20 protein-coding genes are annotated in these 17,194 nt (G+C 68.9%); 10 read left to right on the forward strand and 10 right to left on the reverse strand.

Annotation, left to right across the window (positions count from 1 at the left end; all coding sequences use genetic code 11):
- Positions 1–2: 2 nt before the first annotated feature.
- From IWC96_RS10230 to IWC96_RS10245, 4 genes are all read right to left on the reverse strand, one after another.
- Positions 3–1,403 carry a type II and III secretion system protein family protein gene (locus tag IWC96_RS10230; RefSeq protein ID WP_021697767.1) on the reverse strand — a complete coding sequence of 467 codons (1,401 nt, stop codon included), beginning with the start codon at positions 1,401–1,403 and terminating at the stop codon, positions 3–5.
- Positions 1,400–2,335 (reverse strand): Flp pilus assembly protein CpaB, encoded by a 936-nt coding sequence (cpaB, locus tag IWC96_RS10235; RefSeq protein ID WP_021697766.1) that lies wholly within the window; start codon positions 2,333–2,335, stop codon positions 1,400–1,402. The genes IWC96_RS10230 and cpaB overlap by 4 nt, the downstream gene beginning before the upstream one ends.
- Positions 2,336–2,432: 97 nt before the next feature.
- Positions 2,433–2,939 (reverse strand): prepilin peptidase, encoded by a 507-nt coding sequence (locus tag IWC96_RS10240; protein WP_196838854.1) that lies wholly within the window; start codon positions 2,937–2,939, stop codon positions 2,433–2,435.
- A gap of 410 nt (positions 2,940–3,349) precedes the next feature.
- Positions 3,350–3,535, reverse strand: coding sequence for a Flp family type IVb pilin (locus tag IWC96_RS10245; RefSeq protein WP_021696658.1), 186 nt, complete (start codon positions 3,533–3,535; stop codon positions 3,350–3,352).
- 285 nt (positions 3,536–3,820) lie between these two features.
- Between IWC96_RS10245 and IWC96_RS10250 the strand changes: the two genes are divergently transcribed.
- Genes IWC96_RS10250 through recR form a run of 5 tightly spaced genes read left to right on the forward strand, consistent with a single transcriptional unit; the run spans position 3,821 to position 6,338 of the window.
- Entirely contained in the window at positions 3,821–4,231 is a 411-nt protein-coding gene (locus tag IWC96_RS10250) for a pilus assembly protein N-terminal domain-containing protein (RefSeq protein WP_021696659.1), read from the forward strand.
- A gap of 19 nt (positions 4,232–4,250) precedes the next feature.
- The gene (locus IWC96_RS10255) at positions 4,251–4,796 is read left to right on the forward strand and encodes a TadE/TadG family type IV pilus assembly protein (protein WP_021696660.1); all 546 of its coding nucleotides are present in this window, start codon (positions 4,251–4,253) and stop codon (positions 4,794–4,796) included.
- The gene (locus tag IWC96_RS10260) at positions 4,793–5,344 is read left to right on the forward strand and encodes a TadE/TadG family type IV pilus assembly protein (protein ID WP_196838855.1); all 552 of its coding nucleotides are present in this window, start codon (positions 4,793–4,795) and stop codon (positions 5,342–5,344) included. Before IWC96_RS10255 ends, IWC96_RS10260 begins: the two co-directional genes overlap by 4 nt.
- A 55-nt stretch (positions 5,345–5,399) precedes the next feature.
- The gene (locus tag IWC96_RS10265) at positions 5,400–5,729 is read left to right on the forward strand and encodes a YbaB/EbfC family nucleoid-associated protein (protein WP_021696663.1); all 330 of its coding nucleotides are present in this window, start codon (positions 5,400–5,402) and stop codon (positions 5,727–5,729) included.
- A gap of 6 nt (positions 5,730–5,735) precedes the next feature.
- Positions 5,736–6,338, forward strand: a complete 603-nt coding sequence (gene recR / locus IWC96_RS10270) for a recombination mediator RecR (protein WP_021696664.1) — start codon at positions 5,736–5,738, stop codon at positions 6,336–6,338.
- A 72-nt stretch (positions 6,339–6,410) separates the two neighbouring features.
- Here recR and IWC96_RS10275 read toward each other — a convergent pair whose 3' ends face one another.
- From IWC96_RS10275 to IWC96_RS10295, 5 genes are all read right to left on the reverse strand, one after another.
- On the reverse strand, positions 6,411–6,680 hold the full coding sequence (locus IWC96_RS10275) for an ATP synthase F1 subunit epsilon (RefSeq protein WP_021696665.1): 270 nt from the start codon (positions 6,678–6,680) through the stop codon (positions 6,411–6,413).
- A gap of 2 nt (positions 6,681–6,682) precedes the next feature.
- Entirely contained in the window at positions 6,683–8,251 is a 1,569-nt protein-coding gene (gene atpD, locus IWC96_RS10280; RefSeq protein WP_021696666.1) for a F0F1 ATP synthase subunit beta, read from the reverse strand.
- 49 nt (positions 8,252–8,300) lie between these two features.
- Complete coding sequence (locus tag IWC96_RS10285) at positions 8,301–9,179, reverse strand: F0F1 ATP synthase subunit gamma (RefSeq protein ID WP_196838856.1); 879 nt, start codon at positions 9,177–9,179, stop codon at positions 8,301–8,303.
- Between the two features lie 30 nt (positions 9,180–9,209).
- The gene (gene atpA, locus IWC96_RS10290; RefSeq protein ID WP_196838857.1) at positions 9,210–10,745 is read right to left on the reverse strand and encodes a F0F1 ATP synthase subunit alpha; all 1,536 of its coding nucleotides are present in this window, start codon (positions 10,743–10,745) and stop codon (positions 9,210–9,212) included.
- Between the two features lie 71 nt (positions 10,746–10,816).
- A complete protein-coding gene (locus IWC96_RS10295) occupies positions 10,817–11,371 on the reverse strand; it encodes a F0F1 ATP synthase subunit delta (RefSeq protein WP_021696669.1) in 555 nt (184 codons plus the stop codon).
- Between the two features lie 293 nt (positions 11,372–11,664).
- On the opposite strand from IWC96_RS10295, the gene IWC96_RS10300 reads away from it, so the two are divergent.
- A complete protein-coding gene (locus IWC96_RS10300; RefSeq protein WP_196838858.1) occupies positions 11,665–12,462 on the forward strand; it encodes a TerC family protein in 798 nt (265 codons plus the stop codon).
- Positions 12,463–12,474: 12 nt separating this feature from the next.
- Here the strand turns inward: IWC96_RS10300 and IWC96_RS10305 are convergent, their stop codons facing one another.
- Positions 12,475–14,637 (reverse strand): primosomal protein N', encoded by a 2,163-nt coding sequence (locus tag IWC96_RS10305; protein WP_196838859.1) that lies wholly within the window; start codon positions 14,635–14,637, stop codon positions 12,475–12,477.
- A 45-nt stretch (positions 14,638–14,682) separates the two neighbouring features.
- Here IWC96_RS10305 and fsa point away from each other — a divergent pair, with 45 nt between their 5' ends.
- The 4 genes from fsa to IWC96_RS10325 all read left to right on the forward strand — a co-directional run.
- Positions 14,683–15,336, forward strand: a complete 654-nt coding sequence (fsa, locus tag IWC96_RS10310; RefSeq protein ID WP_021696672.1) for a fructose-6-phosphate aldolase — start codon at positions 14,683–14,685, stop codon at positions 15,334–15,336.
- Between the two features lie 35 nt (positions 15,337–15,371).
- Positions 15,372–16,064: a DUF484 family protein gene (locus tag IWC96_RS10315; protein ID WP_021696673.1), complete on the forward strand. Its 693-nt coding sequence runs from the start codon at positions 15,372–15,374 to the stop codon at positions 16,062–16,064.
- Positions 16,046–16,975, forward strand: coding sequence for a tyrosine recombinase XerC (locus IWC96_RS10320; RefSeq protein WP_196838860.1), 930 nt, complete (start codon positions 16,046–16,048; stop codon positions 16,973–16,975). Before IWC96_RS10315 ends, IWC96_RS10320 begins: the two co-directional genes overlap by 19 nt.
- Before the next feature lie 33 nt (positions 16,976–17,008).
- Positions 17,009–17,194: hypothetical protein (locus IWC96_RS10325; protein ID WP_196838861.1), on the forward strand; the 186-nt coding region annotated here is incomplete at its 3' end.

Below are 17,194 nucleotides of genomic sequence, written 5' to 3' on the forward strand. Positions count from 1 at the left end.
TCCTACTCGATCACATAGCCGACCGGTCCCTGCCAGCCGTTGGACGGCGAGGCGGGAGACGGGGCGGGCGTTCCATAGGCCTGGTTCAGCTGGCCGAAGAAGATGGTCTGGGCGTCGCCGGCGATCTGCAGGCCGTCGGCCGGCGTCTGCATGGCGTCGCGGCTGGTGGGCGAAACGATGAACGGCTCGATGATGATGACCAGCTCGGTCTCACCCATGAGATAGTCGCGCGAGCGGAACAGGGCCCCGAGAACCGGCAGATTGGTCACCCCGGGCAGGGAGTCGATGTTCTGGCGGGTGGATTCCTGCAGCAGGCCCGCGATCATCATGGCCCCGCCCGAGGGCATCTCGACCGTCGTCTGGGCGCGGCGGACGTTGAGGCCCGGCAGGGTGATGGCGTTGGGCGTCCCCGCCCCCAGGGTCAGGGCGCCCTGGCTGGTCAGCTCGGACACCTCGGTGGAGATCTGCAGCGAGATGCGGCCGCCCGACAGGACCACCGGGCGGAACGACAGCGCCACGCCATAGGGCTTGTACTCGGTCAGGATGTTGCCCTGCTGGTCGCGCCCCACCGGCACCGGAAACTCGCCGCCCGCCAGGAAGCTGGCGTTCTCGCCGTTGATGGAGGTCAGGTTCGGCTCGGCCAGGGTGCGCACCAGTCCGACCCGTTCGAAGGCGCGCAGGGTGGCGGTGATGCTGTCCGGCCCCGTGTCTTCATAGGTGAGACCGCCGCCGCCCAGGATCGAGCCGCCCACCCCGAAGGTGGCCGTCTGCTCGAAACGGAAGCTGTCCCCGGCGCTGGCCACCAGGGCGTTCATGTCCAGCCCCAGTTGCTTGACGGCGCTGCGCTGCACCTCGACCACGCGGGCGCGCAGGGTCACCTGATCCGCGCCGGTGACGCCGATCATGTTGAGGACCCGTTCGGGATCACTGACGAACTGGCGCGCGATCTGGGCCGCGCGATCGGCCTCGGCCGGGGTGGAGGCCGTGCCGGTCAGGATGATGCTTTCGTTGACCGCTTCGGCGCGGATGCTCGCGCCGGGCAGGAGACGGGCCAGGGTGTCCGACAGGGCGCCCACACCGGCGTCCACGCGGATGGAAAGGTTCAGGATGGCGCGGCCCGAGGCGTCCAGGAACACCGCGTCGGTCTCGCCCGGCGCGATGCCCACCACCGTGATGCGGCGCGGCGAATGCAGCATGGCCTCGGCGACCGCGGGATTGGAGACGATGACGTCGCGGGCGTCGACGGGCAGATCCACCGCGGCGGAGCGTCCGCGCGGCAGGTTCAGGGACTGGGTTTCACCGCCCACGGCCACGCGGATGCTGGATTGGGCGGCGGCGGGCGCGGCCGACAGCGGCGCCAGGGCCAGGGCGACCGCCGAGATCAGGGCCAGGGACTTTCTCATTGGAGCACCACCGTTTCGACCTGGTCGCCGCGATGGATGCGCACGACCCGGGAGTCGCCGCCTCCCGAGGCCATGCGGCCGGTGCGTCCCGAAGGTCCGGCCGCGTCGGCGTAGGAGCGCAGCACCAGCGACAGGTCGCCCTCGGCCCGGGCCAGGGACAGCACCTCGGCGTCGCCCGGCGACACCTCCAGGGTAGCGGTGGCGCCGACCACGGACTGGGCGTCATCGCTTGCCTGGGTGGTCTGATCGACGGCCAGCACCTTGACGTTCTGCATGACCGTGGTGGTCGTGTGACGCTGGGCCGAGCCGCCTTCCTGATTGTTGTTGCGAAGTTCGCGGGTCATGATCACGTCCACCCGGTCGCCCGGCAGGATGAAGCCGCCGGCGGCCGTCTCCACCGAGACGCGGATGGCCATGGCGCGCATGCCCGGCTCCAGATAGGCGGCCAGGAAGCCGCTGTCGCCCGAGCGCACAATCTTGCGCGCCACGATGGGCTCTCCGGCCACGAAGCCCTCGCGCACCACGGAGCCGATGAAATCCGACTGGGCGCCGGTCCCGGCGACGGCGTTCACGGCGCGGGTCACCGTGGCGGCGGCGCCTTCGACCTGATTCTCTACGGCGGGGGCGGCTTCGGCCTCACCCTCGGCGGGCGGGGCGGCGGCGGGCAAGGCAACGGAGCCGTCGGTGACATAGGCGGGATTGAGCCCGTCGATGGGCCAGTCCTTCCATTCCATGTCGCCGGCCTCCAGCCGCTTGCCGACAGGCACGTCGCGCGCGGCGACCAGGACCCTGGCCATGCGGGGGGCTTCCACGGCCGCGGAGGCGGTGGCGGTGGGCTCGCCGCCGGAATTGCCCATGGCGCGCACCACCAGCGCAAGAGCGATGGCGGCGACGGCGGCGATGCCGATGACTGCGATGCGGGCGGGTTTCATCCTGTCCGTCTCCGAAGAAGCCAGGCGGATCGGAATCCGACCCCCTGCCGTTAACGAACATGCAGGGTGCGGGTTAACGCGTCCCTAAGCGACCGAGTCAGAAGGCGGCGGTCATCATGGCGCTGGAGGGCCAGGCCAGAAGCGCGCCGGCCGCGATGGCCACGCCGTAAGGAATGTCGCCCTTCGGCTCCAGCAGACGGCCCAGCCAGGCGGGGGCGGCCGGCGCCAGGGCGGAGAACTGATTCCGGGCCAGAATCAGACCCAGGCTGAACAGGCCGCCGATGACCGCTGTCCACAGCGCGAAGATCAGGACCCCGTCCGGGCCCATCCACAGGCTGAGGGCGGCCATCAGCTTGGCGTCGCCGCCGCCGATGACCCCCAGGGCGAACAGACCGACCCCGATGATGAGCGCCACGACGCCGATGCCGAGGTGAAACAGCAGGGCCTGCCAGCCCAGACCGGCCAGCAGGGCGGCAGGGATGAAGGCGGCGAGCAGGACCAGGGACATCCAGTTGGGAATGGTCATGGTGGTCAGATCGCGCACGCCCGCCAGAACGGCGATGACCGGCAGTATGGCGAGCAGGGCCCAGGTCAGGATGTCCATGCCGCCATGAGGACGATCACCGCTTAAGAACCCGTTTTCATCCCTCATGGCGGACGGCGAGATGGGATCCCGACGCCGTCGGCTGGTCCCTTGATCCCGCATTTTTCCCGCCCGATCCCTTTCAGGACAAGGGATCGACGCCCTGGGCAACCCATTCTACGCCCCCTGCCCCAGGCGCCCTTATGATGGCCTCAGGGTTGCGTTCATTCAGGGAGGCGCCTGTCGAGTGAGACTCCATTGCACTGTTTTTCGTGCGGACCGTCTCACCGCCGCCAGGGAGGGATTTCAGACCATTCAGACAATTCAGACCCTGTTTTTTCGCTCGGAGTCTGAAATCCGCATGGCCCAAACGAAAGGGCCGCGGCGTTTCCGCCGCGGCCCCTCGCATCTTTGGTGGTTCGCTTGGGCGTTTAGCCTTCGCCGCCGCCGCCGCCGCCAACGGCCGTGGCGACCGAGTTGAAGGCGGTGCTCATGTTGCCGCCGAGCAGCTGCAGGGCGCCGATGATCACCACGGCGATGAGGGCGGCGATCAGACCGTATTCAATGGCCGTGGCGCCGGACTCGTCTTTGGCGAACTTGTTGATGAACGTCTTCATGTGAATCTTCCTCTTGAATTCTAGCGAGCAACTGTTCCCGTTCAGGGCCGCCGGATTGCCCGCCTGACCCCCGTTCTACGCAAACGAGAGTGGACCGGGTCATGTTAATACCAAGTAAAATGGAAACGCACTTCCGGTGTTTTCTATAGTTAGCGAGTATTTACCGTAAACACCTCTTAACCATGTCGTGGCGAGCGGGCGGACCTTCAGGATTTGTTGAGGGTTCGCGCACATGCTGCGGCCTTCTCACGCGCGCCCACGCGCCCTCTCGAATGAGACCGCCCCATGCGTCTGCTCGCCCCGACCCTCGCCGCGGCCCTTCTGGCCGCCGCCGCCTTCCCCGCCCTGGCCCAGAACCGCGGGCTGGACGTGGAGATCGACCGGGCCCAGCGTATCCAGCTGCGCGGCGCGGCGTCGTCCGTCATCGTGGCCAACCCGGCGGTGGCCGATGTCACCATGGTGGACGCCTCGACCCTCTATGTGACCGGGCGCGGCTACGGCTCCACCGAGGTGGTCGTCGTCGACGCCATCGGGCGCACCCTCTACCAGTCCGTGGTCACCGTGACCGCGCCGTCGAGCGGCCATGTCCGGGTCTGGCGCGGCGGAGCGGCGACGGAGATGTCCTGCGGCGCGGGCTGCGCGCCCAGCCAGCGTCAGGCGCCGGTCCCGACGTCCGTGCCCGACGGAACCCCCTGACGCCGGATCGGGGGCAAGCATGATGCAAGGATCACGATCAAGACTGCGGGGCCTGAAACGCTTCCGCCGCGACCAGGGCGGAGCGACGGCCATCGAGTTCGCCTTCGTGGCCGCTCCCTTCTTCTTCATGATGTTCGCCCTGATCGAACTGGGCGTTCTGTTCGTCATGGACGTGACCCTGGAGACCGCGGTCAGCCAGACCGGCCGGCTGGTGCGCACCGGACAGGCGCACGAACGGGCCATGAGCGTCTCGCAATTCCGGCAGGAAGTCTGCGCCCGCATGGGCGTGTTCGAAAGCCAGTGCACGGATCGCCTGCTGGTGGACGTGCGGGTGATACCCCGCTTCACCGGCCAGACCCCGCCCGATCCTGTCGACGAGAACGGCGAACTGTCCGAGAGCGGCCTGCTGTTCGCCATCGGCGGGCCCCGCGACATCATCCTCGTCAGCGCCTGGTATCCCCAGCCGCTCTTCACGCCCCTGGTGTCCCAGGGCGCGGAGCGTGTGGCGGGCCAGAGGGTGCTGAACGTGACCACCGCCTTCCGCAACGAGCCGTTCGGATCATGAGGCGCGTCCGGGACGACAGGGGCTTCCTGACGCGCCTGCGAGGCGACCGTCGCGGCGTATCGGCGGTGGAGTTCGCGCTGATCGCCCCGGTGATCCTCCTGTTCTACTTCGGCCTGGCCGAGTTCTGTCAGGCCTTCATGGCCCAGAAACGCATGGGCCGCACCGCCGCCACCGTGGCGGACCTCGTCACCCAGAACGAGACGGTCACCGTGGCCGACGTGGCCGACGTGTTCGAGGTGGGGCGGCTGATGATGCGCCCCTTCCCGTCCACGCCGCTGGAGCAGCGGGTCACCGCCCTCACCCGTGAGGCCGACGGCCAGGTGCGCGTGGACTGGTCCCGGGCCCAGGGCATGACCGCGCGGGGCGCCGGCTCCACCGTGGAGATTCCCGATGGCCTGATCGCCGCGGACGAGAGCCTGGTGATGACCGAGATCACCTACGACTATGAATCCCCCTTCGGCGAACTGCTGCCGGGCCTGACCCGCTTCAGCCATACCTACTATCTGCGTCCGCGCAAGGTGGAGCAGGTGGCCTGCACCGACTGCTGACCGGAATCGGCGCCGCCCCCTGTCATCCTTCGCCGCCCGGCATTAGATAGGCGGCATGAAGGACCTCAACGAACTGATGAAACAGGCCCAGGCCATGCAGCAGAAGCTGCAGGACGCCCAGGCCAGGATGGCGGAATCCTCGGCCGAGGGCACCTCGGGCGGCGGTCTGGTCACCGTGGCCCTCAAGGGCGCCGGCGAGATCACCCGCATCGTCATCGACGACAGCCTGATGGCGCCCGGCGAGGGGGAAATCCTGGCTGACCTGATCGTGGCCGCCCACGCCGACGCCAGGCGCAAGCTGGACGCGGTCAACGCCGAGCTGATGCGCGAGGCCGCCGGTCCCATGGCGGGCATGAACATCCCCGGCATGCCCAAACTGTTCTGACGCCCCATGGCCGCGTCCGCCGGACCCGAGATCGAGCGCCTGATCGGCCTGCTGGCCAAGCTGCCCGGCATGGGTCCGCGCTCGGCCCGCCGCGCGGCCCTGGCCTTGCTGAAACGGCGCGAACAGCTGCTTGAGCCTCTGGCCGCCTCGCTGGCCGAGACCGCGGCCAAGGTGCGCTCCTGTTCGGTCTGCGGCGCGCCCGACACGCGCGATCCCTGCTCCATCTGCGCCGACACGGGACGCGACGGGGGCCTGATCTGCGTGGTTGAGGAGGCTGGCGCCCTGTGGGCCATGGAGCGGTCCGGCGCCTTCCGCGGCAAATATCATGTGCTGGGCGGCCTGCTGTCGGCGCTGGACGGTGTCGGGCCCGAGGCCCTGCGCATCAGCGAACTGATCGGCCGGGCCCGCGAAGGCGCGGTCAAGGAGGTGGTGCTGGCCCTGCCCGCCACCGTCGACGGCCAGACCACCGCCCACTATCTGGCCGACCGCCTGTCCGGAACCGAGGTCCAGATCACCAGCCTGGCCCGCGGCGTGCCCGTCGGCGGCGAGCTGGACTGGCTGGATGACGGCACCATCGTCCAGGCCATGCGTCAGCGCCGCCCCGCCTGACCCGGAGGCGGCGCACGAAAAAGCCCCGCGCCGAGCGACGCGGGGCTCTTGTCGTCTGATCGAAACCTCGCCTCAGCCGGCGGCGATCTCGGCGGCTTCCTCGGCCAGGATGGTCAGGCCCGACGCGTTGACGTCAGCGAAACCGCCCTTGACCTCGAACCGGCGCACGCCCTTGGCGTCATAGACCGTGACCGGTCCTTCGCGCAGGGCGGTCATGAACGGCGCGTGCTCGGGCAGGACGCCGAAGTCGCCCTCCACGCCCGGCGCGTCCACCTGATCCACCTGGCCCGAAAAGACCTCGCGCTCGGGCGACACCAACGAGAAGTTCAGTTTCCCGGCCATGATCAAGCGGCGTCCGCGGCCAGCTTCTCGGCCTTGGCGACGGCTTCCTCGATCGGGCCGACCATGTAGAAGGCGGCTTCCGGCAGGTGGTCGTATTCGCCGGCCACGATGGCCTTGAAGCTGCGGATCGTGTCGGCCAGCTCCACGAACTTGCCGGGCGTGTTGGTGAACTGCTCGGCCACGAAGAAGGGCTGCGACAGGAAGCGCTGGATCTTGCGGGCGCGCGAGACGACCAGCTTGTCCTCTTCCGACAGCTCATCCATGCCCAGGATGGCGATGATGTCCTTCAGGCCCTTGTACTGCTGCAGCACTTCCTGAACCGAGCGGGCGACCTGATAGTGTTCGTCGCCGATCACCAGCGGGTCCATGATCCGGCTGGTGGAGTCCAGCGGGTCCACGGCCGGGAAGATGGCCTGGGCGGCGATGTCGCGGCTCAGCACGGTGGTGGCGTCCAGGTGGGCGAAGGAGGCGGCGGGCGCCGGGTCGGTCAGGTCGTCGGCGGGCACATAGATGGCCTGGACCGAGGTGATCGAGCCCTTGTTGGTGGAGGTGATGCGCTCCTGCAGGTTGCCCATCTCGGTGGCCAGGGTCGGCTGATAGCCCACCGCCGACGGGATGCGGCCCAGCAGGGCGGACACTTCCGAACCGGCCTGGGTGAAGCGGAAGATGTTGTCGACGAACAGCAGCACGTCCTTGCCTTCCTCGTCGCGGAAGTACTCGGCCTGGGCCAGGCCGGTCAGGGCGACGCGGGCGCGGGCGCCGGGAGGCTCGTTCATCTGGCCGTACACCAGGGCGCACTTGGAGCCCTCGGTCGAGCCGTTGTTCTTGGCCGGATCCACGTTCACGTTGGACTCGATCATCTCGTGATACAGGTCGTTGCCCTCGCGGGTGCGCTCACCCACGCCGGCCAGCACCGAATAACCGCCGTAGGCCTTGGCGATGTTGTTGATCAGCTCCTGCATGGTCACGGTCTTGCCCACGCCGGCGCCGCCGAACAGGCCGATCTTGCCGCCCTTGGTGTAGGGGCACATCAGGTCGATGACCTTGATGCCCGTGACCAGGATTTCAGACGAGGTGGACTGATCCTCGAAGCTGGGCGCCTCGCGGTGGATCGGGCGGTACATGGTGGTCTTGATCGGGCCCTGCTCATCGATCGGCGCGCCGACGACGTTCATGATGCGGCCGAGGGTGCCGGGGCCCACGGGCGCCAGGATGGAGGTGCCGGTGTCGACCACGGCCTGGCCGCGGGTCAGGCCCTCGGTGGTGTCCATGGCGATGGTGCGGACCATGTTCTCACCCAGGTGCTGGGCGACTTCCAGGACCAGGGTGAAGGGCTCGCCCGTCTTCTGGTCGACGTTCTGGGTCTCCAGGGCGTTCAGGATCGCCGGCAGCTGGCCGGTGAACTCAACGTCCACGACGGCGCCGATGACCTGGGCGATCTTGCCCACGCCCGTGCCGGCGGTGACGGTGGCGTTGCCGGTCGCCGCAGCGGCGGGCTTGGCGGCCCGGGGGGCCTTGGGCGCGGCCGGCTTCTTGGCGGCGGTCTTCTTGGGGGCGGTGGTGTCGGTCATCGGGTGCGTTCCGTTCGGAAGGTCGTGTCTGGCGTCGAGGATGGTCGGATCAGAGGGCTTCGGCGCCCGCGATGATCTCGATCAGTTCGGTGGTGATCTGGGCCTGGCGCTTACGGTTGTACTGCAGGGTCAGGCTGTTGATGAGGTCGCCCGCATTGCGCGTGGCGTTGTCCATGGCGCCCATCTGGGCCCCGAAGAAGCTGGCCTGGTTCTCGTAGAGGGCGGCCAGCACCTGGGTGGTGATGTTGCGCGGCAGCAGGGTCTCGAGGATTTCCTCTTCCGAGGGCTCGTACTCATAGACCGCGCCGTTCAGGTCGATGGGCTCGGCGGACCCGTCGACCACGGCCGGGATCAGCTGCCTGGGCGTCGGCACCTGCGAGATGACCGACTGGAAGCGGCTGTAGAACAGGGTGACCACATCGGCGTGGCCCGCCTCGAACTCCTCGGCGATCAGGGCGGCGATCGGCTCGGCGGCGTTCATGCCGATGACCTTGTGCTCGCTGAGCTCGAAGGTGCGGATCAGCTGGTCGCCGAACAGGCGCGCCAGGCCGTCACGGGACTTGCGGCCCACGGCGATGATGCGGACGTCCTTGCCCTCGGCGATGAGGGACCGGATGCGCTCGCGGGCGGCGCGGATGACGTTGGAGTTGAAGCCCCCCGCCAGTCCCTTGTCGCCCGTGGCCACGATGATCAGGTGCTTCTGGTCCGAGCCCGTGCCGGCCAGCAGCCGGGGCGCGTCGTCGCCGGACACGCCCGCCGCCAGGTTGGCGATCACATCGGCCATCTTGCGGGCGTAGGGACGGGCGCTCTCGGCCTGATCCTGGGCGCGCTTCAGCTTGGCCGCGGCGACCATATTCAGGGCTTTCGTGATCTTCTGCGTGGACTTCACGCTTCCGATCCGATTGCGCATTTCCTTGAGGCTGGCCATCCGGCGTTACTCTCTAATGCTTTCCGGGGCTCAGGCGAAGGTCTTGGCGAAGGCTTCGATGGCGGCCTTCAGCTCGGCTTCCAGCTCCTTGGACAGGGCCTTCTGCGTGCGGATGGCGTCCAGGATGCCGGCATGCTTGGACTTGATGCGCGCCAGCAGCTCGGTTTCGAAGCGGCCCACGTCGCTCACGGCGATGCCGTCCAGATAGCCGCGGGTGCCGGCGTAGATGGACACCACCTGCTCCTCGACCGTCAGCGGCGAGTACTGGGGCTGCTTCAGCAGTTCGGTCAGGCGCGCGCCGCGGGCCAGCAGGCGCTGGGTCGAGGCGTCCAGGTCCGAGCCGAACTTGGCGAAGGCGGCCATTTCCCGGTACTGGGCCAGCTCGCCCTTGATCGAACCGGCGACCTGTTTCATCGCCTTGATCTGGGCCGAGGAGCCCACGCGCGACACCGAGATGCCGACGTTCACGGCGGGGCGGATGCCCTGGTAGAACAGGTCCGATTCCAGGAAGATCTGTCCGTCGGTGATCGAGATCACATTGGTGGGGATGTAGGCCGACACGTCGTTGGCCTGGGTCTCGATCAGCGGCAGGGCGGTCATGGAGCCCGAGCCGTTGTCGGCGTTCAGCTTGGCAGAGCGCTCCAGCAGGCGGCTGTGCAGATAGAAGACGTCGCCCGGGTAGGCTTCGCGGCCCGGCGGGCGGCGCAGCAGCAGCGACATCTGGCGATAGGCAACGGCCTGTTTGGACAGATCGTCATAGACGATCAGGGCGTGCATGCCGTTGTCGCGGAAGAACTCGCCCATGGCCGTGCCCGAGAACGGGGCCAGGAACTGCAGCGGGGCGGGCTCGGACGCCGTGGCGGCCACGACGATGGTGTACTCCAGAGCGCCGCGCTCCTCGAGCGTCTTGACGATCTGGGCCACGGTCGAGCGCTTCTGACCGATGGCGACATAGATGCAGTACAGCTTGTCGCTCTCGGCGGCGCCTTCGACGTTGATCGACTTCTGGTTCAGGATGGTGTCGATCGCCACGGCGGTCTTGCCGACCTGACGGTCGCCGATGATCAGCTCGCGCTGGCCGCGGCCGATCGGGATCAGGGTGTCGATGGCCTTCAGGCCGGTCTGCATGGGCTCATGCACCGACTTGCGGGGAATGATGCCCGGCGCCTTCACGTCCACGCGACGACGCTCGGTGAACTGGATCGGACCCTTGCCGTCGATGGGCTCGCCCAGCGGGTTGACGACGCGGCCCAGCAGGCCCTTGCCGACCGGCACGTCCACGATCTCGCCCAGACGGCGGACCTCGTCGCCCTCGGCGATCTGGTTGTCCTGGCCGAAGATCACGGCGCCGACGTTGTCGCGCTCCAGGTTCAGGGCCATGCCCTTCACGCCGGCCTTCGGAAACTCGATCATCTCGCCGGCCTGGACATTGTCCAGGCCGTGGATGCGGGCGATGCCGTCGCCGACCGACAGCACCTGGCCGACGTCGCTGACGTCGGCTTCAACGCCGAAGTTGGCGATCTGCGACTTGAGGATGGCCGAGATTTCGGCGGCGCGGATGTCCATGGCTGCTCTTTCGGTTTTCGTCCTGGGCGGGCGTTTGGGCCCGGCTTGTCTCTAAGAATGGATTTTTGCGGTCAGGCCCGGCGAAGGGCGAACTTCATCTGGTCGAGCTTGGTCTTCAGCGAGGCGTCGTAAAGCTTCGAGCCCACCTTGACCTTGAGACCACCCAGAAGCGCCGGATCGACGCGGGCGGTCAGTTCGGGGTCTTGGCCCAAGGCGCCCTTCAGGGCGGCCTTGACGGCGCTGATCTGTTTGGCGGCCAGCGGCTTGGCCGAAACCACCTCGGCGGACACCACGCCGGTGTGACGGGCGTACAGGGCCTCAAAAGCGGCCATCGCGCCGGTCAGGTCTGCAGCGCGCCCGTTGGCGGCCATCAGGCCCAGAAAATTCTTCGTGGTCCGGTCGAACTGCGCCTTGTCGGCGATCGCCTCCAGACCCTTCTGCTGGTCCTCGGCCGGAATCACCGGCGAGGTGGCCAGACGGCGCAGGTCGGCGCTCTCGATCCAGGCAGCCTTCAAGCTGCGCAGGTCATCGCGCACGGCGTCCAGCCGCTTGTTTTCATTGGCGAGATCGAACAACGCCTGAGCGTAGCGTTCGCCGACTTCCGTCGATCTGAAATCTTCAGCCACTTATAAGGTCCGCCGGGTCGAAGCGTTTGGGTCGTCGCCGGAACGGGGTCGTTCCGGCCAAAGGCTTGGATTGCTTGATGAAAGCACGCAGGGGCGAGATCCGTCCGAACCCCGCCTCTGGCAAGCCGGGCGCCTGTTAGCATGGGCCTCGCCGCCCCGCAACCGAGGCGGGGCGCCGCATCCGGCTCAGAGAGCGATATCGGGAACCCGGATGCACTGGCGACATTGTCTTCGCCTTGGTATCCCACCTTACTGGAGCGCACTTCCGCGTCTGACCGGAACCTCGACCCTCGATGGAAGATCTTTCCTCTTACCTTCTGACCCTGCTGGCTGATCCAGCCGCCTGGGCCGCCCTCATCACCCTCATCGTCATGGAGGTGGTGCTGGGGATCGACAACCTGATCTTCATCTCGATCCTGTCCAACAAGCTGCCCGCCGAGCATCGCTCGCGGGTGCGGCGCATCGGCATCTCCCTGGCCCTGATCATGCGTCTGGTGCTGCTGTCCACCATCGCCTGGATCGTGACCCTCACAGCCCCGCTCTTCAGCGTGTTCGGCAACGAGTTCTCGTGGAAGGACCTGATCCTGATCGCGGGCGGCCTGTTCCTGGTGTGGAAGGCCACCAAGGAGATTCACCACTCGGTGGACCCCGCGTCCGGCGACCATCTGCTGGAGAAGGACAAGGCCGATGTGGTCATCAGCAACATCGGCGGCGCGATCTTCCAGATCATCCTGCTGGACCTGGTGTTCTCCATCGACTCCATCCTGACGGCCGTGGGCATGACCGAGCATCTGCCGATCATGGTCATCGCGGTTCTGGTGGCCATCGCGGTGATGCTGCTGGCGGCCGATCCGTTGGGCGAGTTCATCCACAAGAACCCCACCGTGGTCATGCTGGCCCTCGGCTTCCTGCTGATGATCGGCATGGTGCTGATCGCCGAAGGCTTCGGCGCCCATGTGCCCAAGGGCTACATCTATGCGGCCATGGCCTTCTCCGCAGGGGTCGAGGCCCTGAACATGTGGCAGCGGAAATCCCACGAGCGAAAGGCCGCGGCCCGAACCGCCGCGAGCGGCGGCGATCCGTCGATCTGAGGCGGCGGCCCCCTACAGGAAGCTGTAGGGGTCCACGTCCACCGACAGGCGCACCGAGGACGGGATCTTCACCCGCGCCAGCCAGGCGCGCAGGAAGGCCTGAAGGTCCACGTCCCGGTCGGCCCGGACCAGCAGCCGTTTCCTGCGTCGCCCGCGCACCAGCGCCAGCGGGGCGTCGGCGGGGCCGTAGACCTCCAGCCGCTCGGCATTGGGAATGGCGGCGGCCAGATCGGCGGCCGCCTTCTCCACCGCCTCGGCCTTTTCGCCGGACAGGATCAGCGCCGCCAGCCGGCCGTGGGGCGGCAGGGACGCGGCCTCCCGCTCGGCGATCTCGGTCTGCATGAACGCCTCCCGGTCCCCCGCCGCCAGCGCCTGAAGCACCGGATGCTCCGGCGTCCAGGTCTGCAGCAGGGCCCGGCCCGGCCGGTCGGCCCGTCCCGCCCGGCCCGTGGCCTGGGTCAGCAGCTGGAAGGTGCGCTCGGCCGCGCGCAGGTCGCCGCCCCGCAGGCCCAGATCGGCGTCCACCACCCCCACCAGGGTCAGGCGGGGAAAGTTGTGCCCCTTCGCCGCCGCCTGGGTGGCCACCAGAATGTCGATGCCGCCCTCGGCCATGGTCTCGATCAGGGCCCGGGCGCTCTTGCCGTCCGGCACGGTGTCAGAGCTGAACACCGCCGTGCGCGCGTCCGGGAACAGGCCGCGCACCTCCTCCTCCACCCGCTCCACGCCCGGGCCCACGGGCACCAGGGTGTCGGCCGCCCCGCAGGCCGGGCAGGTCTTCGGCTTCGTCATGGAGAAGCCGGTCAGGTGGCACACCAGCCGCCCGGTGTAGCGATGCTCCACCAGCCACGAATCCGTATCCGGCGCCGTCAGCCGGTGCCCGCAGGCCCGGCACAGCACCACCGGCGCATAGCCCCGCCGGTTCAGGAACAGCAGCACCTGCTCGCCCCGCCCCAGGGTCTCGATCATGGCCTCGCGCAGGGGCTGGGACAGCCAGGTCTGGGGGTCGGGCGGAGCCTGCCGCAGGTCGATCAGGGCGATGGACGGCATCACCGCCGCCCCGTGCCGCGCCGACAGCCGGAGCCAGCCGTAGCGGCCCTGCCGCGCATTGGTCAGGGTCTCCAGCGACGGGGTGGCCGAGGCCAGCACCACGGCCGCGCTTTCGATCCGGGCGCGCGCCACGGCCAGGTCGCGGGCGTGATAGATCAGGCCCTCCTCTTGCTTGAACGAGCCATCGTGCTCCTCGTCCACCACCAGCAGGCGCAGATTGACGAAGGGCAGGAACAGGGCCGACCGGGCCCCCACCACGATGTTGCAGCGGCCGGCGGCCACCGCCTCCCAGACCTGACGACGGCGCGGGCCGGGCACGCCGGAATGCCATTCGGCCGGCAGGGCGCCGAAACGGTCGGCGATGCGCGCGATCACCGCCTGGGTCAGGGCGATTTCGGGCAGCAGGATCAGGATCTGGGCGTCCGGCTCGACCTTCAGCAGCCGGGCCATGGCCTCCAGATAGGCCTCGGTCTTGCCCGAGCCCGTGACCCCGTCCAGCAGGAACGGCGCGAAGGCGCGGGTCGCCACCGCCTCGGCCAGCACATCGGCCGCCGCCGCCTGATCGGCGTTCAGGGTCGCGGGCGCATGACCCGGATCGGGCGGATCGAACCCGGCCTCCGCCGCGATCTCGATGACCTCCAGCACGCCCTCGTCCGTCAGACCCTTGACCACCCCCGAGGACACCCCCGCCGCCCGGGCCAGGTCCGCGCCGGTCATGGCCTTGTCGCCCAGGGCCTCCAGCACCGCATCACGGGCGGGCGTGGCGCGGGCGGGGACACGGTCGCCCACCCGGCGCACCCGGCGCTCGGGCCGGGGCGGCGGGCTGCGCAGGCCCTTGACCGCCATGGCCGCCATCTCGCCCGGCGGGCTCAGCGTCCAGCGGGCGGCCCATTCCACGAAAGCCAGGGTTCGGGGCGGCAGAGGCGGGTCGTCCAGCCGATGATCCACCGCCTTCAGACGACGGTTGGACCCGGTCGTCTCGCGCACCTCCGACACGACACCCCGCACCAGCCGGGGGCCCAGCGGCACCGCCACATGGTCCCCCGGGGCGAGCGTCAGGCCCTCCGGCGCCTCGTAGTCGAAGGCTTCGGGCACCGGCAGGGGAATCAGGACGGCGGCGATGATCATGCCGCACGCTCGCACAAGCCGCGATGATCCGCTAAAGGGCGAGCCATGAAACTCTTCCTCGACACAGCCGACGTCGCCGTCATCAAGGACATGGTCCCCACCGGCATGGTGGACGGCGTCACCACCAATCCATCCCTGATCGCCAAATCCGGTCGCAACATCGCCGAGGTCATCGCCGAGATTTGCGCCCTCGTCGAGGGGCCCATTTCCGCCGAAGCCGTGGCCGTGGACTTCGAGACCATGGTCAAGGAAGGCGACAAGCTGGCCGCCATCGCCGACAATGTGGTGGTCAAGCTGCCCCTGACCTGGGACGGGCTGCGGGCCTGCCGCGCCTTCACCGACAAGGGCATAAAGACCAACGTCACCCTGTGCTTCTCCGCAGCCCAGGCCATGCTGGCGGCCAAGGCCGGCGCCACCTTCATCTCGCCCTTCGTGGGCCGGCTTGAGGATCACGGCGCGGACGGCATCGGCCTGCTGGAGGAAATCCGCGTCCTTTACGACGTGCACGGCTTCGAGACCGAAATCCTCGCCGCCTCCCTGCGCAATCCGGCCCATGTCTCGGCCGCGGCCCTGGCCGGCGCCGACGCCGCGACCCTGCCGCCGGACGTTTTGAAGGCCCTGGTCAAGCATCCCTTAACCGACAAGGGGCTTGATCAATTCCTGGCCGACTGGGGCAAGACGGGACAATCCATCCTGTAATCCCCGCTCCGGCTTCATTCGAGCCGGAGATCGTCGTGAGCGGCGCACAGGAATCCATCGAGACGGACGCCGCACCGGGCCTGCACTGGCCCGAGGTGCGCGCATGGGTGCAGGCCAACGCCGACCTGCTGACCCATGATCGCGCCCTGCTGGAAGAACTGGGCCTGAAGACCACGGGGCCGAATGTGGTGGAGTTCGGCCGCGCCGCCCTCACACGCCTCGAAACCCTGATCGAACGGGAATCGGGCGCCCGGCGCCAGATCGAGGCCGTGGCCCGCGCCAATTTCGCCGCCCAGACCCAGACCCATGTGGCGGTGCTGGACCTGATGGAGTCCCGCAACCATTCCGACCTGGCCCGGCGGCTGGACGCCGCGGCCCTGGCCCGCTTCGGCCTGGCGGGCGCGGCCATCGCCCTGGAGAAGCCCGGCGGCGTGCCGTTCGGCTGGCGCGCCCTTGAGGCGGGCGCCGTGGACGGTCTGGTGGGCGCCGACGGCCTCGCCTGGCTGGGCCCCAATTTCGACGGGCTCGATCTGTTCGGCGGGGCCGAAGACGAGGTGCGCAGCGTCGCCCTGATCCGCATGGCCCCGTGGTCACCCGCGCGACCCGCCCTGTGCGCCTTCGGCTCGCCCGAGCCCGAGGGCTTCACCCCCGCCATGGGCTGCGAACTGGTGTCCTTCCTGACCCGGGTGGTGGAACGCATGGCCGAGCGATGGCCCATCCTCAACTGACCGCCGATCAGGCCCTGACCGCGTGGCTGGAGCACCTGGCCCACGAGCGGCGGCTGTCGCCCCGCACGCTGGAGGCCTATGGCCACATCGGCCGCCACTACATCGCCTTTCTGGGCCGGCACCGGGGCGAGAACCCGGGCATCGCTGATCTGGGCACGGTGACGGCGGCGGAGGTGCGCGCCCATCTGGCCGAGCGCCGCTCGGGCGACCGGCCGCTCGGCGCCCGATCCCTGAACCAGACCCTGGCGGGCATCCGCAGCCTGCATGATTTCCTCGACCGGCGCTGCGGCGTCCCCGCCCCCCAGATCGCCCTGGTGAAGGGGCCGCGCGCCAGATCCTCCCTGCCCCGCCCGGTCAGCGAGGATCAGGCGCGGGGCCTGATGGCCGAGCCGGAAACCGACACCGATCTGCAGCCGTGGGAGGCGGCGCGGGACAAGGCGGTGCTGACCCTGCTGTACGGCTGCGGCCTGCGCATCTCGGAAGGGCTGAGCCTGACCCGCGCTGACGCGCCCCTGCCCGAAACCCTGCGCATCACCGGCAAGGGCGGCAAGACCCGGCTGGTGCCGGTCCTGCCCGCCGTGCGCGAGGCGGTGAACGCCTATGTGGCCGCCGCGCCCTTTCCCCTGTCGCCGGACGAGCCCCTGTTCCGCGCCCGGCGCGGCGGGGCCCTGAGCCCCCGGCATGTGCAGGCCACGGTCCAGCGGCTGCGCGGTCGGCTGGGCCTGCCCGCCTCCGCCACGCCCCATGCCCTGCGCCACAGCTTCGCCACTCACCTGCTGGGAGCGGGCGCCGACCTGCGCTCCATCCAGGAGTTGCTGGGCCACGCCTCCCTCTCCACCACCCAGAAATACGCCGCGGTGAACGCTGATCACCTTATGGGGGCCTATGCACGGGCCCATCCCCGGGCCTAACGTCGGTTTTCCGCTGGGGGGCGGGAGGGGCGCATGCGCCTGACGAGACGGTCCGCACTGACGGGTCTGGCGGGGGCCGCCCTGGCGCCAGGGCCTGCCCTTGCGCGGGCTCAGGTGATTGAAGGGGCGGGTCCTGATGGGCCGCCGCCCATCGATCCGACTGCGCTCCAGACCCTGTCCAATCTGGTCACGCGCATGGCCGTGCCGGTGCAGATCGCC

It is taken from the genome of Brevundimonas sp. BAL450, from assembly GCF_015767455.1.
Classification (GTDB): domain Bacteria; phylum Pseudomonadota; class Alphaproteobacteria; order Caulobacterales; family Caulobacteraceae; genus Brevundimonas; species Brevundimonas abyssalis.